The following is a 16,773-nucleotide window of genomic DNA, read 5'->3' as shown; positions in this document are numbered from 1 at the left end:
CATAAACAGGTTCCACGGTAGGGCATTTGGATGATTAAGCTAGGGGTTGCCCCCGCTGCGCCCGCCCATGACCTCGTCTTCTAAAACTAAGACTGCTGCCCTCGCCACTACCTATCGAATTACGGGCTGGGTGCAGCGACAGTTCAAGCGAGATTGGGTAAAAATTTCGCTGGCCGGGTTGTGGCTGAGTTTCGTTGCGGCCCACGTGGCTACCGACTCGGTGCCCGTACAGCTGCTGGAACGACGGTTGCAGACGGTCTTTTTTGAAATTCGTGGCCCCCTAGAGCCTCCCGATGACATTGTCATCTTGGCCATGGATGATGAATCCTTTGGGCAGGCCGAATATTACCGCGCCAACCCTGAGCAGTACAGCTATCTGGCTCCGATCGGAGGCAGCCCATGGCAGCGTACGTCCTATGCGATCGTGATCGAGCGCCTGCTAGACGCAGGGGCTAAGGCGGTAGCACTGGATATTTTGATGTTTTCCGACAGCAGCTACGGCCCCACTGATGACCAAGCCCTGGCCGATGTGCTAGCTCGCTATGGCGATCGCGTCGTGCTGGCTACCTCCGTCGACGATGCCCAGTTGCGCCAGGGGGCCTTGGTCCGTCCCACTCAGCCCGTGCCCAAGCTGCTCAACACGCCCGTTCATACCGGCAATATCAACTTTCCCCGCGAGCTCGATGGCCGTATTCACCGCCATGGACGCACCTACTTAGATGGCCTAGTCGCGAGCCAGGCGGATCTCGACCCTGGCGAGATTGGGAGTGAGGCCGAGAACACCCAGTCCTTTGCTGAGGCCACCCTCGATGCCGCTGGGGTTGACCATCCCCCCTATCAGGGCGACTTTATGGACTTTTATGGGCCTACTCGCAGTTTTAACCACATACCCTTTTGGCATGTCCTTGATCCCGACCCTTGGGCCAACTACCTCGATGACGGGCGCTATTTTCAAGACAAAATTGTGCTGATTGGGGGCACCGCCAAGTTTCTGCAAGACTTTCACCAAGCTCCCTTTTCAGAAACCTTGCTGCACCCTGAAACCATGGCTGGGGTTGAAATTTTAGCCACCGATATCGCCAACCTGCGCGATGGCCAGGCTCTGCGCATGGGAATTCCTAACCCCTGGCTGCGGGGGCTGCTGGTGTTAGGCGGGGGGGGCGGGTTTGTGCTGCTGCTGCGGCGGTTTAATCGCCCCATCGCCCGCCTGGGCTGGACGGCAGCCAGCCTAGGCGGCTGGTTTTGGGTGAGTTATGGAGCGTTTGTGGGGGCAGGGCTGCTGCTGCCCACGGGTACTCCTATTGTGGGATTGATGGTGCTGGGCAGCACCTACATCGTGGCCGATATTGTGACTGAGCAGCTGCGTAAACAGCGCCTGCGTCAAACCCTAGAGCAGTACGTCACCTCCCCCATTGTTCAAGAAATTATCAGTCAGCAAGACGACCTGCAAGACCTGCTCAAGCTGCGAGAGGCGGAGGTAATTGGCCTGCTGCTGGCCAACCGCTACCGCATTGTGCGGCTGCTGGGGGCAGGGGGCTTTGGCGAAACCTACGTGGCTGAAGACACCCAACGCCCTGGCTCGCCCATCTGCGTCGTAAAGCAGCTACGAATTATCAGCAACGATCCGAGGGCACACCGCTTAGGCAGGCGCTTTTTTGAGGGCGAGGCCGAAACCCTCGAGAAACTAGGCCACCATTCGCAGATTCCAAGACTGCTGGCCTATTTTGAGGCGCAAAATTCCTTTTACCTGGTTGAAGAGATGATTGAGGGTTGCCTGCTCAAGGATGAGTTAGCTTCCCGCCGACCTATGCCGCAGTCCTACGTGCTCGATCTGCTGCTAGGGTTGCTGCCGGTAGTGGCCTTTGTGCACGACCAGGGGGTGATTCACCGCGATATCAAACCGTCTAACATCATTCGTCGCGAGGCGGATGGGCAGCTGGTACTAATCGATTTTGGTGCTGTCAAGCTAATTTCTAACAAGCTGGCGGATACGGGGGTAAATCTCACCTCCACCTCTACTATTGGCGTGGGTACTCAGGGCTATATGCCTAGCGAACAGTCGGCGGGGTTGCCCAAATTTGGCAGTGACCTCTACGCCTTGGGCATTACTGCCATTGAGGCCTTGACTGGCATTCCGGCCTACGCCCTGCGCCGCGACGTGAATGGAGAACTGCTCTGGCGGCATGAGGCTCCCAACCTCGATCCTAGATTTGGCGACATCGTCACTCGGCTGGTGCTCTACGACTTTACCGATCGCTACCAGCGGGCCGAGGAAGTGCTGGCTGACCTCAGCACTGTTGAAGGGGTGGTGCGATCGCAGCCCCAACCCGAGGGTCAGCCTGCCTCAGGGGGCGACAGCGCCGTCGGTCTGCCCCCCTACGGCGTGCGCATCGAGAGCGTGGCCACCGACAACATGGATGACCCAGAGGCCGCTGAGGAAGACACCCGCATGCTGCCCGGCGACTGGTTCGATCCCGCTGAAGACGATTCCTCCAGTGATGCTGAGGCTGGCAGTACCGAGGCCAACGCCTGAGCCATTGCCCCTAGGTCTGGGGTTGGGGAATGGTGATATCGATCGGAGTAATCGCAGCATTCGGAGCTAAGGCATCGAGACCCGGCCGAATTTCTGCCGGATTGCCGACCACTAAAATCACCAGCTGATTTGGGTTTAGCCTTGCTTGGGCCGCCGCCTGCACCTGGGCGGCCGTTGCTTCGCGCACCTGGTCTTGAAACTGAAACACAAAGTCTTGGGGGTAGCCGTAGTACTCGTAGCGAATCAGCCGAGCTAGGGTTTGTCCAGGACTTTGGAAGTTAAACACAAAGCTGTTGAGCACGGCATCTTTAGCTTGCGCTAGCTCTACATCAGTAATGGCCGTCGTGCGGATGCGGTCGATTTCGGCCAGCGTCGACTGAATAAAAGGCACCGTGGCCTCAGAGCGGGTTTGACCCCCACCAATAAAAAGTCCGGGGTGGTCATAGCGCGGAGCCCAGAAGGCGTAGACTGAGTAAGCCAAGCCTTGGCGCGATCGCACCTCGTTAAACAACCTGCCGCTAAAGCCGTTCATCACCTCATTCATTACCGCTAGAGCAGCGTGGTCAGGGTAGTCAAGCTGCCCACCCAGGTGACCTAGCTCAACATAGCTCTGAGTTAGCTGGGGTTGCGACACCATAAACACGCCAGCCTTCGCCTGCTCCACCGCCGGCAAGGTATCCTCTAACGCCTCTCCAACACCCTGCCACTCGCCAAAATAATCAGCAATCCACTGCTTCATCTGGGCACTGTCAAAGTCACCGACAATGCCCAAAATAGTGTGCTCAGGGCGAATAGAAGCCCGATAAAACTGCTCGATATCCGCCTGATCAATTGCTGCCAGTGTCGCGTACTCAATGGTGCGAGCGTAGGGGCTATCGGCCCCGTACACCAACTTGCGAAACTCGCGGCTCGTAATACCGTCGGGGTCGTCGTTGCGACGGGCAATGCCGCCACCATACTGGCGCTTGAGCAAATCGATCTTGTCGTCGGCAAAGGCTGGCCGCTGCACGACATCGGCAAACAGTGCAAATACCGCCGCGGTGTCTTCACTGAGAGCACTAAAGCTAGCGCTGCCTTCACTCAGGTCAATGCCGGTTTCAATCGACGCAGCCCGCTGCTCCAGCTGCTGGTTGAGCGAGTCAGCGTCCAAACGGGTAGTGCCCCCCAGTCGCATCGCCTCTCCAGTCAGATTGGCCAACCCGACTTTGTCCGCGGGCTCAAACCGCGCTCCGGTACGAAAGGTGGCACTGCCGCTCACCAGGGGCAACTCATGGTCTTCCAGCAGGTACACCACCAGGCCGTTGGGCAGTTCATAGCGCTCATAGGCCGGAATTTCAATATCCCGCAGGGCCGGAAACTCTAGCTCGTCATAGTGGCGCGGGGTTAGAGCGCTAGCCGATGGCTGCCAGGCCAGCAGCAACACCCCCAAGAGCCCGGCCAGAGCTAGCAGCGGCATTATGCCCCGCCGTAGGGTTCGACGGGTACCCATAAACCAGCTGTTCGCGTTCATCACTGTGCGTCCCAATACCGTAGGTCTTGAATATGAATGTGAATGTCCTAAAAGCGGCCTAGGGCCACTCATCCGTTCTGGTGGCTGACTCAAGTCGATAGGCTCCTAGACTACTCGGCAGATGTAGCCTGCACTAGCTTGCCTACGGTGCGGCTTTCGGGCCGAAATAGAGTCTGCGCAACCCGCTGAATATCTGCCGCCGACACCGCCTCAATGGCTTTGAGGTTGTTGAAAATATTTCGCCAATCACCGGTTTTAGCCTGGTACTCAGCCAGCAGCGACGCCATACCGCCATTGGAAGCCAAACTTTGCAGCAGACCCGCCCGAGCCTGGGTTTTGACTCGGTCTAGCTCTTCAGCGCTAACAGGCTCCTGCTTAAGCCGGTCCAGCTCCTGAGTAAACAGGGTACCAATCTCCTCGGGGGTATGGCCGGGAGCCGTGAGGCCATAGAGCAAAAAGATATTGTCGTAGCGATCGCCCGGAAATCCATTCAGACTACCAATATCCAAGGCAATGCGAGCCTCGTCTACCACGGTTTTGTAAATTCTAGACGTTCGCCCACCCATCAGCAGACTCTCAATCATGCCGTAGATCACATGGTCAGGGTGGCGCAGACTAGGCCGGTGATACCCCTCTAAATACCAGGGTTCCGAGGGCAGTGCCAGCGAAAATTCCTTAGCCTCAGTCTGGGGTGGTTCGTCAACGGCAGGCTCGGGTGGCACCGCCCGAGGGGTATAGCGGCTAAAGTAAACCTCTGCTAAGCGCTTTACCTCAGCGGGGTCAACATCGCCCACGATCGCAACGGTTAGGTTGGCAGGGCCATAGTAGGTGTCATAAAACGTTTGCACATCCTCACGGGTGGCCACAAAAAGGTCATCCTGATAGCCAATTACTGGGCGACGGTAGGGGTGGCTGACAAACGCCTCCTCCAAAAACCGCTCAATCATGGTGCCAATCGGGGAGTTATCTACCCGCATACGACGCTCTTCGAGAATGACGTCCTTTTCTTCGTAAAACTCACGAAACACTGGGTCAAGAAACCGCTCCGACTCCAGTGACATCCACAGCTCCAGCTTGTTGGCGGGCAGGCTGTAAAAATAGCGCGTCTCATCGGCGGAGGTGGTGGCGTTGAGGCCAACCCCTCCCGCCTGCTGAATGATTTGGCCGTACTGATTTTGCTCCACAAAGCTAGCCGCCTGCTTCTGCAACGCCACCAACTCCTCCTGTAGCGCAGCCGCTTTGGCCGTATCACCAGCAGTTTGAGCCGCCAGCAGGTCGCTAAATACCGCATCGAGCTGGGTCATCACCTGTTGCTCAGCGGCAAAATCTTTGGTGCCAATGCGGCTAGTCCCCTTAAAAGCCAGGTGCTCTAAATAGTGGGCCACACCGGTTTTGCCGTCGGTTTCGTCCACCGCGCCCACGTTGGCGTGAATCACAAATGACACCACCGGGGCCTGGTGTCGCTCTAGCACAATGAACTTCATCCCGTTGTCGAGAGTAAACTCGGTAACGGCATCCGCCACCCGATCCAGGTAGGGTTGAATGGCCTGGGCCGTCTGCACAGGCTCCCTCGCCGCCGCTGGAGCAATGGGCCACCATAGCCAGAGGCCAACTAGCGCTACCAGACCCACAATAGTTGGGCGTAGTCGGTGTCTTGACCTTGCCCAAAATCCTGGGGCGATCGCCGGTGTTCCATTCATATGCAGCACTCAAACGGGATGGGATAGACTCCGACCTCCAGGATAGTGGAGTCTCTGAGGCAATGACCACAGTCCGTATTCTTTGGCTAAGGTTCCTTTGGCTAGACCCTAGGGCAGTTGTCAAAGCCTCAAATCCTAAGTAAAGTTCCCATAGACCTGCGGTTGAGTAGGCTTAAACCTTTCGAGAATGGGTCTTAAACTAGCTTGCTCTTCAACGGGCGCAAGCGACATTGGCCTCGTGAGAAACATGCCTTTCCCAAACTCCCGGTGTACTCGACTTTCCGATTACCTACGTTTTGACAAAGGGGTCAGGCTTTGACACAGGTGGCAGATAGCTCAAACCTGAAGCTGTGGGCCCAACGAGCTCTAGCAGCGACCTTTCTCGCAGGTCAGGTTGTCATTCACTTGATTTCTCGCCCGGTGCATCGGCGTAACACTTTAGATCAAATGGCTGCAGTGGGGCCCGCGTCGCTACTGATTGCTCTGATCACAGCAGCCTTTGTGGGTATGGTGTTTACCATTCAAGTGACGCGAGAATTTTTAAGCTTTGGGGCTGGAGCAGCGGTGGGTGGAGTGCTGGCCGTCACCTTAGCTCGAGAACTTGGCCCAGTGCTGACGGCGGTGATTATTGCTGGGCGGGTGGGGTCAGCTTTTGCAGCCGAAATTGGCACCATGCGCGTTACTGAGCAGATTGATGCCCTGCAAATTCTCAAAACTGACCCCATCGACTATCTGGTGATTCCTCGGGTCATTGCTTGTGCTCTGATGCTGCCTCTGCTGAACGTGCTGTCGTTCATCACCGGCATGACCGGTGGGCTGTTGATTGCTACCAGTCAGTACGACATCCCCCCTTCAGTCTTTTTGGATTCAGCCAAAGACTTTCTGTCAGTTTGGGATTTGGTAAGTTCGCTAATCAAGGCGTTTTTCTTTGGCATTTTGATTGCCATCATTGGCACTAGCTGGGGTCTGACCACTACAGGTGGTGCTAAAGGGGTGGGACAGTCTACCACTACTGCCGTAGTGACGGCCCTGCTAGCTATCTTTATCAGCAACTTTTTCCTCTCGTGGCTCATGTTCCAAGGCACCGGCAATGCTGTTACGAGTAACTTTTAAGGGCAGCTGATTCAGCGGCTGCCTTCTCAGTGCTAGGGGTACATTCTCTTATACTTCAGATAGCCCTAATCTTTGTGAACTGTGACTTCTACCACTACAACGACCTATACCAACCTGCCTGCCAGCTACCGCATCCCCTTAACAGTGGTCGGTCTCGGAATACTGGTGGCGTTTGGGAAAATTTGGTTAGGAGCATTGGTGGGCATCTTTGGCGTGTTCTTGCTGGTGCAGGCCGTAACGCTTACGCTTCGGTTTACTGACAGCGCCCTAGATATTTACCGACGCGATACGCTGATTCGCCACTTTCCCTACGAGGAGTGGCAGCACTGGGAGATTTTCTGGGAACCGGTGCCAGTGCTGTTCTACTTTCGTGAGATCAACAGCATTCACTTTTTACCGATCCTATTTAGCCCCAGCGAACTACGCGCCTGCCTCGAAACCCACTGCGCGGCAGCCCAAGAAGAGTAATGGGCACCAGGGGGCGAACTAGGCCCTCATCTGATAGGCTGACAACGGGGTCTATGGGAACTGTTATGACCGCAGAGGAGCTATCACAATCGAGTCTGGGCCCAGATGGTGTCAGTGGCTATGGTAGCCCTGAGGCTAGCTCTGTTAGTGCTGACTCAGCGGGTCTCAAGTCAGACTGGAGCAATCGCATTGATGCTCTGCGTCAGCAGGAGACTGACCTCAAGCGCAGCATTGCTGACCTGCAAGCAACCTACAACCGCTTGACCCAAGACCAGTTTCAAAAAATTCAGGCTGACATTGGTCGGATGGTGCAGCAGGGCACGGCAGATCTAGAGCAGCGCAAGCGCAATCTGCAAAAAGAAATTGAAACGCTGGAACGTCGCCAGGAGCGGATTCAGGCCGAAATGCGCACTACCTTTGCCGGAGCATCCCAAGATTTGGCGGTGCGGGTACAGGGCTTTAAGGACTATTTGGTGGGTAGCCTACAAGATTTAGCGGTGGCGGCAGAGCAGCTCGACATCACTCCGGCAGCTCGCTCTACCCCAGCATCGAGGGTAGAAGCTAGGAGTGATTCTGCAACGGATACTCGTTTCGAGTCGGGTTCCGAACGCTTCGCAAATCGCACCTCTTCCCGCCGAGCCGCTGCCGAGCCAGTTTCGGCTCAGCCAGCCTTTGCCTCTAACGCCTTTCAAGACCAAACTGAGCGTATTCGCAGCCTGCTCGACCAGTACCGCATGCGCCCCGATTACTATGGGCCTCTCTGGCAGCTGCGCCGCACCTTTGAACCCATCCACGCCGAGCGGGTGTCTAACTGGTTCTTTGCCCAAGGCGGGCGAGGAGCGGTTAAAAGTATGGGCAGCCGTCTGCAAAACGTGCTGGTGGCTTCGTCTGCGCTGTCGGTTTTGTATGCCCTTTACGGCAATCGCCTGCGTACTTTGGTGCTCTCTAATAGCCCCGAGCGTTTGGGAGAATGGCGGCGGGGTCTGCAAGACTGTTTGGGTATTTCCCGCGCCGATTTTGGTACGGGGCAAGGGGTGATGCTGTTTGATGCCCCAGAGCCGCTGGCCCAGCGGGCCGATCGCATCACCGGTGACAATGGTCTACCCTTTATCGTGGTCGACGAAGCTGAGTCGGTGATCAGCTTGGCGCTGCTGCAATTTCCGCTATGGCTGGCCTTTGCTCCCGACCCCATGAACCCGGTATCTGAGTACGACTACTAGCATCTCGCCTTGTGCCGAGGAAGTGAGGAGCAGAGGTGTTGAATGTTTGGGGCTTAGAGGTTGTGTTATCTAGTCAGCAAACGCCTTCGCCAATGTGTCGACTACCCGATCGAGGGCAACCGATCGCGAGGCCTTGAGCAAGACGCGATCGCCCGGTTGCAGCATCCCTTGCAGATGCTGGGTTAGAGACTGGTGGTCAGCAAAGCTCAAGGTCTTAACGCCTGCTGCCCCCTCCGCTAAAGCTAAGGATTCGTCAGCGTCGGCTAGGGTAAGCAGGGCATCCAATCCCAGATTGCCCACGACCTGCCCTACTTGGCGGTGCAAGTCAACCGATCGCTCCCCTAGCTCTTTCATCGTGCCCAGCACGGCAATCCGGCGTTGACCAGGGGTTTCGGCCAGCAACTGAAGGGCCGCCGTCATCGACTCTACCCCCGCGTTGTAGGTTTCATCGAGCAGCACAATGCCGTTTGGTAAAAGAATTTGCCGGGCGCGACCGCTGGGCAACTCTACTGCAATGCCTTGGCTGAGCACCTGCCAGTCGAGGTTGAGAGCCTGCATAACGGCGATCGCTGCCAACAGGTTAAGGGCGTTGTGGCGACCCGGTAGCGGCAGCGGTAGATGTACGCTTTGTACCTCCAGGGTTTCAGAATCAACCAGCTGACCCTGGACGTCGCCACCCTCTAGGCCAAAGGTAATGGTGCGTCCAGCCCACACCGTGCGGGCGGTGGCTAGAAGTCTAGCGTTGTCATGGTTGAGCACGGCAATGCTCTGGGGCGACTCGGCCAGCAGCTCGCACTTGGCGTCAGCAATGGCCTGCTCTGATCCCAAACGGCCAATGTGGGCTGTACCCACGTTGGTAATAACTGCCACGTCGGGTACGGCGATGCGGGCTAATCGGGCAATCTCCCCTGGCCCCCGCATGCCCATTTCGATCACCCCAAAGGCGTGGTCGGGCCGGAGTTGAAGCAGCGTCTTGGGAACACCAATGTCGTTGTTGTAGTTGGCCTGAGTTTTGTGTACCGACCCCTGGGTGCCTAAGGCTGCCGCAATTAATTCCTTAGTGGTGGTTTTGCCCACCGACCCAGTAATCGCTACGATGCTGGCCTGCTGTTGGGTACGCCACCAGTGTCCTAGGGCCTGATAAGCCACAAGGGTATCGGCCACCGGTAGGCAGGGCAGATGGGGGATGAGCTTATCCTGCTCAACCACCGCAGCTATGGCACCTTGAGCGATCGCCGCTTCAACAAAGCCATGCCCATCAAAGCGATCGCCCGTTAGCGCCACGAAGAGGGCATTTCCCCGGACGTCACGACTGTCTGTAGTAATATTTAATACAGACTTTTCTCGGTGCGCAGGCGATACATAATCTAGGGGTGCCTGCATAGCTGCAGCCAGGGTAGCTAGTGATGAAAAGCCCATAAAGTCAATAGTAGTAAGCTGTAGCGATGCCTATGGTACACCGGGTTTTGGCCCGTTCCCGTCGCAAAGTGTTCTGATTGTAAAGGAATTTTGGCCCTGGCCGTCAGGCACCTTTTCCGGTGTGTGTGGCAGCCTTGGCCGTAGACTAGCAAGCCCTATGGTTAAGGGGGTGAGATTGTGCCCAACGCCTGAACTCAATGCTCTGCGGTGAACAGCTCTAGGGGATGGGTATCCTAGCTCCAACAGGGTTTACTACCAGCTCATGATTGGGTAAAGAACTTTACCAGAGCTTCTTTAATGCTCTCGACATAATCCCAGGAACTAGAAAATCCACGCAGTAATCTTAAAGTACGCAAACGATAGCCTAGTGTAAAAACTGACGCGACCGGGGTTGTCTATCGTCTTTAATGAGCCTAAGGACTGTTGCTGCCATCAAAACCGTGCATCTTTTGAGTTCGTACGTTAGCCAGTAAATTTAGCATCGAAAGTTCTTCTCATCGCAGTCCGTATGGGCTTAGTTCGCTAAGCGCATCTGTTGGTGGGGCAAGGGCGGTAAAGCCGTGAAGACAAAAGCGACCCATAACAATCGAATTACCACCGCTGACGAGCAGTGTCTCTACAGTCATCTGCTGGCCTGCGTGAGCGTTGAGTCTCCCGAGGCCATGATCGATCGGTTTCAGGCGCTCTTCCTTGACGGGTTTGGCTACCCCGATCGCGATGTCGTGGCGGCCCTCGATCGCCTGCTGTCTTCCCAAGAGATCGAAGAGTACTTTCGGTTCATTCTCAACCGTTGCTGCCACATTCTCATTAACCGCTGGCAAACTAATACTCAGCTGCAACCGGCTATTCCTGTCTTGATTGAGCTGCTAGAGTCTGTGCCTGCCGATCGCGTACCAGAGCTGTCGCGATCGCGGCCCATTCGCCGCCTGCGCCAGGTCACTCACGACTTTCGAGACACGGAGCAGTATTTCGCCCTCAAGCGGCTGGCGCGCGTTATTGAATCTCGCCATTCTGTCCTTCCCCGCAATCGACAAGCCGAAGCCGTTCCCCTTGGGTCGCTGATCAACCGTTATCCCTATCTTTATGAGCACTGCCTGGTGACTGAAGATAGCGACATCCAGCATCAGCAGTACGTGCGCCACATGCAGGTCGAGGCCCAGCATAAATTTGAGGTTGACCTAAGCCACTACGTCACCTACCGAGTTCGTCGGGGGCGACTGCATCGCCAGGGGCAGACAGACTTTGCCGAGCGGCTGCGAATGGTACCCAATCCAACTTTGTTAAACGACAAAGAGCTGGTCTCGTCGCTCAAGCACTTCGCCCGCCGCCGTGATCACGGCCAAAGCTATCGCGACGGAGCCCAGCGGTTTTTGCTCAACCATAACCATGGGGTCTCATTTCGACAGTTCAAAGAAGACCTGTTTGACTACATCATTGCCGATGTCAATGCTGACTACAGTCAGCGACAGTTCAAAGCTATGCTGCAAGACCACCTGCTGTCTACCTTTACCGACAGCGACAGCAACCCAATGGATGATTTCCTTAAGGTGCGTACTTGTAGCAACCTGTTCAACTTTTTGGTGGTTGACCCCAGCGCTGGTCGGCAACACTACGTCTTTCTTGACCTGATCAACAACTTGGGGCCAGTGCACACCACGGGGCTGCTGCTCAGAATTTTGCTGATTTGCCAAAAGGTCAGGCCTTTCTTAGAGCGACGATTTTCGCTGTTGTTTAACCACTACGAGACCGCCTCCAGTGAAACGGTGGCCTGGTTGATCAATATGTTTGAAAACATCAACATTGCCCTGAGCCTCAACTTCGGCAGCGTCGATCTGTCCCATGCTGGTGCCCGATAGGGTGGTGCTGCGGCCTGGCTTAGCAGCTGCGATCGCCGTTTAGCCGACAACCTACCCAAATCTAGCCTGAGTGCAAATGCTAGAGTCGTACTACCTGCAGATCTTCATTGCCCACCTATGTACGACCTTGTTTCTGCGGCCCTTGGGGCTCAGCAGCTGACCCAAGCAGCCCAGTTGATCAAGCAGTGGCAGCAAAAAACGCCCCAAGATCCCTGGCTTAAGCTGGCCATGGGGCAATATTGGGAAGCCAAAACCGAGCTGGAGAAGGCCCAGATTACTTATACCCGGCTGCTGCAAAGCACCGCCAACTCTAAGGTGCTGAGCCAGGCGAGGGAAGGGGTGCAACGGGTGCGCGACCAGATGGCTCAGCGTCGAGAGCACGATCTGATTGCCGCTAAGCAGCAGCCAGGAGCGGCGGCGACAGCCATGCTGGTGCTAGAGCCGGTGACAGGCGATCGCCGAGAACCGGCAGCCCAGGGCCTAGCCCGAGTTATGCAGATTGATGCTTACACGGCCAGAACCCGGCTACCCAGCAAGCACTGGCGACTGCTGCGGGTCGGCTCAGCAGGAGAAACTCAGTATTTTTGCGAACAGCTGCGGGCTGAGGGCACCCCCGCCCGCTGGGCTACGGTGAATCAGGTGAAGGGGGTAGACACCTTCCGGGTGCAGGCGATTCGCGCCATAGAGCCAGAATTGACGGTGGTTTGCCTGAATAGTGCAGGTCAGCAGGGCACCATTCAGCTCAACTGGGGTGACATTACCCAGTGGGTCGTGGGGCAGCTGCCCATTTATGAATCAGTGGTGGATTTAGATGTGCGCGGCAAACTCAAGCGCAAAGATGCCACCCAAGACTATGGCGAAGTGATCGACTGGCACCTGCACGGGCGCGGCTGCGTGCTGCGTCTGTGCGATCGCACCTATAAGTTCCGTGAGGCAGTGCCGATGCCCCCGGTGGAGGCATGGCCATCGCCCTTGATTGCTGCCACTGCCTGGAAGGCCATGAAAAGCTACTTTGCAGCTCGGATCGCTTCAGCTCCGCTCACTGATTTCAGCGGCTTTGGAGAGAGCGCCCTAGATTTAATAGAACTGCTGCCGTCCTTTGAGCACCAGGTGGAGATGGGGCGATCGCTTCCCTCGTCTTGGGATGCCGCCTTTCACCTATATAGCGGTCTACGGTTTGTGGTGGCGGGAGAAGCGAGAGACTCAAAAAAATAAAGTTCAGGGTTGAGAGCTAACAATAAGCCCCCAACCCTGAACTGCTGGATCGTCCTTAACACATGCGTAGATTTGTTGGTCTAGCGGGTCTTGACCTGCTTAGCCATATCTAAGAAAGGAGACAAGCTAGGACCAGGACGGCGACGACGGGGTAGAGACGTACCCACGGTGGTGAGGTAAGTAGAGGCAAAGGCAGTAGGCACTGGCTCAGCAGGTGCCGTTGCCACAGGAGCAGGAGCTGGGGCAGCTTTAGCTGGAGCTTTAGGCGCTGCTTTTGCTGAAGCCTTGGCCGGAGCTTTTGCTGGGGCTGGGGTCACTGCTTTTGCTGGAGCAGCAGACTTAGCCTCGGCAGGGGCAGTGAGAGCGGCCGCCGGTTGGGCGCTACTGTCAGACTCATCGAGTTCCATGAAAAACTCAGACTTTTTGCCTAGACCTACTATGCCGCTAACGGTTTTGAAGATGCCGCCAAGCAGCCCAAAGATCGTCCCAAAAATAGACTTAATTAAACCCATGGGTGTGTCCTTGATTTATCTGCGTTTCTAAATTTAATTATCAAGTTCCGTTACGCCCTCTCACAAGGTGAAGCGACAACTAGATAAAAAAGTTAACACTGACCCTCAGAATTCCCGCAGGTTAAAGCTCTGATATCAAGGATCCACCAGGTCTGACCTGGGGCACAACACCATAGCCTGCGCCAAGGGAAATACAGCCATGCTTGGCAGGGGCGCCTTCGTTTTAAGAAGGGTTAGGCTCTGCGATCGCCTGCAACAAGACTTGCATGGGGTTCGGAAGGGCTAAATGACTTAATTTCAGTGCGATCGCCCTGAAATGGTCAGACAACCGATTGGTTTAATTTCTGCCACTGAGCTAGAGCAGCATTTTTTAGTGACAAAAGCAAATTAGAGCAAGCAAACCCTTTACTTCCCTTAAAACTCCGTTAGGATAATTAATAACGATGTTAAGTTTTATAAAACATTATGATTGCTCAGCAACGCATTCTAGCCCTGGGCAGCCTTGCGCTTCAGCCCAATCAGTCCACCAATACCGCCTTTCAGATTTCTTGGACAATTCTGAGAGTTGTTGCTGGTGTTGTCATGGTTCATAACGGCCTTGACAAGCTAGCCAACATCGAAAGCTTCGCTAACGCCTACGTGGCCTACCTAGGGCTGCCCTTCCCTATCACCCTGAGCTACATGGCAGCTTTCACTGAGCTGATCGGTGCTCCTCTGGTGGCCCTAGGGCTATTCACTCGTCCTGCTGCCATGGGGCTGGTTTTCACCATGCTGGTGGCGATGTATCACCACGTCAAAGTAGCGGGTTTCAGCATTCCTTACCTGGAGCTGTCTGCTCTTTACGCCGCCACCTTCCTGTTCTTTGTCATCAACGGCGGGGGACAGTTTTCGCTAGATGCGCTTCTGGCTAACCTACTCAACGGACTGCGCACTAACCAAACCGATGGCAAGCGCGCTTCTTTAGAGGATGTGTTTCGACGGTCGGACGAGGCTAAGTCTGGCACCAAGTCGGCTTCGTAATCTGTCTTATTGGTTTCCTTAAGCTCCCCGGCACCATGCCAGGGAGCTTTGCCTCGGGCGCTAGGTGTGGGGCTCTCCAAACAGCACGAGGGAACAGGTGGCCTCGTCGATCACCTGATGGGTGACATTGCTCACAGCTAGGCCGCCAGCGGTGCGCCGCCGCATCGATCGCAGCACAATCATGTCATGGGTTTGGGCCGCTTCGAGAATGACCTCAGCTGGTTTGTCGCTGCTCAGGGTAAGCAGGGTCCAGCTGATTTGCGGCCCTTCGCCCATGACTCTGGTCAAGGCCGCTTCTAGGGCCTTAACTTGCTCGGCGGGAGTGTGGCGATCGCACACGTGCAGCAGCGTCACCTTAGCCTGGTGGCTGTCGGCAAAGATTTGGGCAAAGCGCACTGTGCGCAGCGCCTGGGGGGTGATTGACTTCATTGGCACCAGCACTCGGTGAATGTCGATGGGCTCGGCAAGCAGCCGCGCCACGGCCACAGGGCAATGGCTTGACCAAAACACCTCGTCAACTAGAGTGCCAAATAGCTTGGCCCTAAACCCCTGGCGGCTCCAGCCCAGTAAAATGAGGCTAGCGTTTTGCTCGCGGGCGGTGCGGGTAATGCCCTCCGACACGTCGTCGTCGATGCGCAGCACCGAGTAGGCCTGCGCCTTGAACTCTTGGCTTAGGGTTTCGGCTTTTTGCAGCAGTCCGCGGCATTGATCCAAAGCAGTAACCAGGTTGGGGTCATCCATATGCACATGGGCCCGGGCTACCGTGACTGGTATGACATAGCCCCCTTCGTGGCTGGCCAGCAGAGCGGCCATCTCAATCAGGTAGCGCTGGGTGACTGGGTTATAGATCGGCACCACCACCGTAAAAGGGCCGGTTATGGTCGAGTCTTCACGGTTTTCTGGGGCCGCTCCGTAGTCAAACCAAAGCGAGTCTGACTCAGTGGGAGCGAGTTTGGGAGCTACCAGCCGCCCAGCAAATCGGGCGGTAAGCAGTGGTCCCAGCACTGAGGTGATCAACATCATCACAATGACGGCGTTGAATTCTAAATCGGAGATGATGCCCTGCTGCAACCCCACCAGGGCTGCGGCTAAGGTGGCCGCTACCTGGGGCATCGACAGCGACCACATGGTCAAAATTTGGATCCAGCTGTACTTGTAAAAGGGCTTGGTGGCCAGGGCTGCTAAAAACTTACTGATGATGAGGGTACCGGTCAGCGCCAGGGTAAAGGCCAGGTTAGTAGTCATCGACTCAACAAACACCTCGAGGTCGAGCAGCAGCCCCATGCACACAAAGAAAAAGGGAATGAACAACACTCCGCCGACAAACTCTACTTTTTCTTTGACCGGGCCATTGCCCACCACGTCGTTGACCGCCAGCCCTGCTAAAAACGCCCCCACAATTTTGTCAACGTTGATCAGCTGTGATCCTACTGCGGCTAAAAAGACCGCCGCCAACACAAATAAAAACTGATTGCCCTCGCGATCGCCGTTGCGCTTGAAGTACTGCTTGCCCACCCAGTCGATGCCCACCAGCACCGCCGTGGCAAACAGGCTCAGCATCACCAGCTGGGTTACCACCGTGCGGGCCGAAAATTCTCCTGCCTGGGCGGCGACGCACATGGCTAGCACCAGCAGTGCCCCAATGTCGGTGAAAATCGTTGCTCCCACCGTAGCCCCTACGGAGGGCTCTTTAGTAATGCCCAGTCGCATCACAATCGGGTAGGCCAGCAGCGTATGGGAGGCCAGCAGTGACCCCACTAGCACCGCTGTAATCCAATTAAACCCAAAGATGCGGCTCAGCAGTATGCCTGCGATCAGCGGCACGGCGAAGGTGGTGAAGCCAAACCCTAGAGAGCGGTTGCGGGTCCGCTTAAAGTTTTTGAGGTCAATCTCCAGCCCAGCCACGAACATGAGGTAGATTTTGCCTACGTCAGACAGCAGAGTCTCTACCTCCCCCGCTGGGTCTAGTAGCCCAGCCACACTCGGCCCCAGCAGCACCCCTGCCGCCAACAGCCCGACCAGCCCCGGCAGCCGCAGCCGCTCAAAAATGGGCGGAATAATCAGCGTCACCAGCAGCAGCACCGTGAAGGCCACAATGGGGCTGTCGGGCAAAAAGCTTAGAAGCCCTGCTGCGCTATCTCCAGTTGTCAATGCAGCCATGGGTGCTCCTGAAGTGAGAAAGGGCGCTAAAACAGGCTGACCTCTCC

12 protein-coding genes are annotated in these 16,773 nt (G+C 56.0%); 7 read left to right on the top strand and 5 right to left on the bottom strand.

Features of this window, described 5'->3' with window-relative positions; all coding sequences use genetic code 11:
* The first annotated feature begins 67 nt into the window (after positions 1-67).
* Entirely contained in the window at positions 68-2,533 is a 2,466-nt protein-coding gene (locus H6F57_RS14575) for a serine/threonine-protein kinase (protein ID WP_190627239.1), read from the top strand.
* Positions 2,534-2,543: 10 nt separating this feature from the next.
* Here the strand turns inward: H6F57_RS14575 and H6F57_RS14570 are convergent, their stop codons facing one another.
* Together H6F57_RS14570 and H6F57_RS14565 are read right to left on the bottom strand one after the other, a co-directional pair.
* Entirely contained in the window at positions 2,544-4,022 is a 1,479-nt protein-coding gene (locus tag H6F57_RS14570; RefSeq protein WP_190627237.1) for a pitrilysin family protein, read from the bottom strand.
* 131 nt (positions 4,023-4,153) lie between these two features.
* The gene (locus H6F57_RS14565; protein WP_190627235.1) at positions 4,154-5,743 is read right to left on the bottom strand and encodes a pitrilysin family protein; all 1,590 of its coding nucleotides are present in this window, start codon (positions 5,741-5,743) and stop codon (positions 4,154-4,156) included.
* Between the two features lie 315 nt (positions 5,744-6,058).
* Between H6F57_RS14565 and H6F57_RS14560 the strand changes: the two genes are divergently transcribed.
* The 3 genes from H6F57_RS14560 to H6F57_RS14550 all read left to right on the top strand — a co-directional run bounded on the left by H6F57_RS14560 (position 6,059) and on the right by H6F57_RS14550 (position 8,544).
* Positions 6,059-6,856, top strand: coding sequence for an MlaE family lipid ABC transporter permease subunit (locus H6F57_RS14560; RefSeq protein ID WP_190627233.1), 798 nt, complete (start codon positions 6,059-6,061; stop codon positions 6,854-6,856).
* Positions 6,857-6,937: 81 nt separating this feature from the next.
* Positions 6,938-7,324, top strand: a complete 387-nt coding sequence (locus H6F57_RS14555; RefSeq protein WP_190627232.1) for a DUF3119 family protein — start codon at positions 6,938-6,940, stop codon at positions 7,322-7,324.
* Between the two features lie 53 nt (positions 7,325-7,377).
* Positions 7,378-8,544 carry a DUF3086 domain-containing protein gene (locus tag H6F57_RS14550; RefSeq protein ID WP_242025858.1) on the top strand — a complete coding sequence of 389 codons (1,167 nt, stop codon included), beginning with the start codon at positions 7,378-7,380 and terminating at the stop codon, positions 8,542-8,544.
* Between the two features lie 69 nt (positions 8,545-8,613).
* Here H6F57_RS14550 and murF read toward each other — a convergent pair whose 3' ends face one another.
* Entirely contained in the window at positions 8,614-9,927 is a 1,314-nt protein-coding gene (murF, locus tag H6F57_RS14545; RefSeq protein ID WP_242024882.1) for a UDP-N-acetylmuramoyl-tripeptide--D-alanyl-D-alanine ligase, read from the bottom strand.
* 596 nt (positions 9,928-10,523) lie between these two features.
* Between murF and H6F57_RS14540 the strand changes: the two genes are divergently transcribed.
* Complete coding sequence (locus tag H6F57_RS14540) at positions 10,524-11,819, top strand: hypothetical protein (protein ID WP_190627226.1); 1,296 nt, start codon at positions 10,524-10,526, stop codon at positions 11,817-11,819.
* A gap of 117 nt (positions 11,820-11,936) precedes the next feature.
* The gene (locus tag H6F57_RS14535; RefSeq protein WP_190627224.1) at positions 11,937-13,034 is read left to right on the top strand and encodes a hypothetical protein; all 1,098 of its coding nucleotides are present in this window, start codon (positions 11,937-11,939) and stop codon (positions 13,032-13,034) included.
* Positions 13,035-13,114: 80 nt separating this feature from the next.
* Here H6F57_RS14535 and H6F57_RS14530 read toward each other — a convergent pair whose 3' ends face one another.
* Positions 13,115-13,546 carry a hypothetical protein gene (locus tag H6F57_RS14530; RefSeq protein ID WP_190627222.1) on the bottom strand — a complete coding sequence of 144 codons (432 nt, stop codon included), beginning with the start codon at positions 13,544-13,546 and terminating at the stop codon, positions 13,115-13,117.
* Positions 13,547-14,011: 465 nt separating this feature from the next.
* Between H6F57_RS14530 and H6F57_RS14525 the strand changes: the two genes are divergently transcribed.
* Positions 14,012-14,566, top strand: a complete 555-nt coding sequence (locus H6F57_RS14525; protein ID WP_190627220.1) for a DoxX family protein — start codon at positions 14,012-14,014, stop codon at positions 14,564-14,566.
* 60 nt (positions 14,567-14,626) lie between these two features.
* On the opposite strand, the gene H6F57_RS14520 is transcribed toward H6F57_RS14525, so the two are convergent.
* Entirely contained in the window at positions 14,627-16,726 is a 2,100-nt protein-coding gene (locus H6F57_RS14520) for a cation:proton antiporter (RefSeq protein WP_190627218.1), read from the bottom strand.
* Positions 16,727-16,773 lie beyond the last annotated feature (47 nt).

It is taken from the genome of Leptolyngbya sp. FACHB-60, assembly GCF_014695775.1.
GTDB lineage: Bacteria > Cyanobacteriota > Cyanobacteriia > Phormidesmidales > Phormidesmidaceae > Nodosilinea.
The sequence above is the reverse complement of the archived record's forward strand: the minus strand, read 5'-3'. Positions and strand labels throughout refer to the sequence as shown.

Coding starts and splice junctions, on each gene's coding strand:
- H6F57_RS14575 (WP_190627239.1), top strand. CDS start 68: ATGACCTCGTCTTCTAAAACTAAGACTGCTGCCCTCGCCACTACCTAT.
- H6F57_RS14570 (WP_190627237.1), bottom strand. CDS start 4,022: ATGGGTACCCGTCGAACCCTACGGCGGGGCATAATGCCGCTGCTAGCT.
- H6F57_RS14565 (WP_190627235.1), bottom strand. CDS start 5,743: ATGAATGGAACACCGGCGATCGCCCCAGGATTTTGGGCAAGGTCAAGA.
- H6F57_RS14550 (WP_242025858.1), top strand. CDS start 7,378: ATGGGAACTGTTATGACCGCAGAGGAGCTATCACAATCGAGTCTGGGC.
- murF (WP_242024882.1), bottom strand. CDS start 9,927: ATGCAGGCACCCCTAGATTATGTATCGCCTGCGCACCGAGAAAAGTCT.
- H6F57_RS14535 (WP_190627224.1), top strand. CDS start 11,937: ATGTACGACCTTGTTTCTGCGGCCCTTGGGGCTCAGCAGCTGACCCAA.
- H6F57_RS14530 (WP_190627222.1), bottom strand. CDS start 13,546: ATGGGTTTAATTAAGTCTATTTTTGGGACGATCTTTGGGCTGCTTGGC.
- H6F57_RS14525 (WP_190627220.1), top strand. CDS start 14,012: ATGATTGCTCAGCAACGCATTCTAGCCCTGGGCAGCCTTGCGCTTCAG.
- H6F57_RS14520 (WP_190627218.1), bottom strand. CDS start 16,726: ATGGCTGCATTGACAACTGGAGATAGCGCAGCAGGGCTTCTAAGCTTT.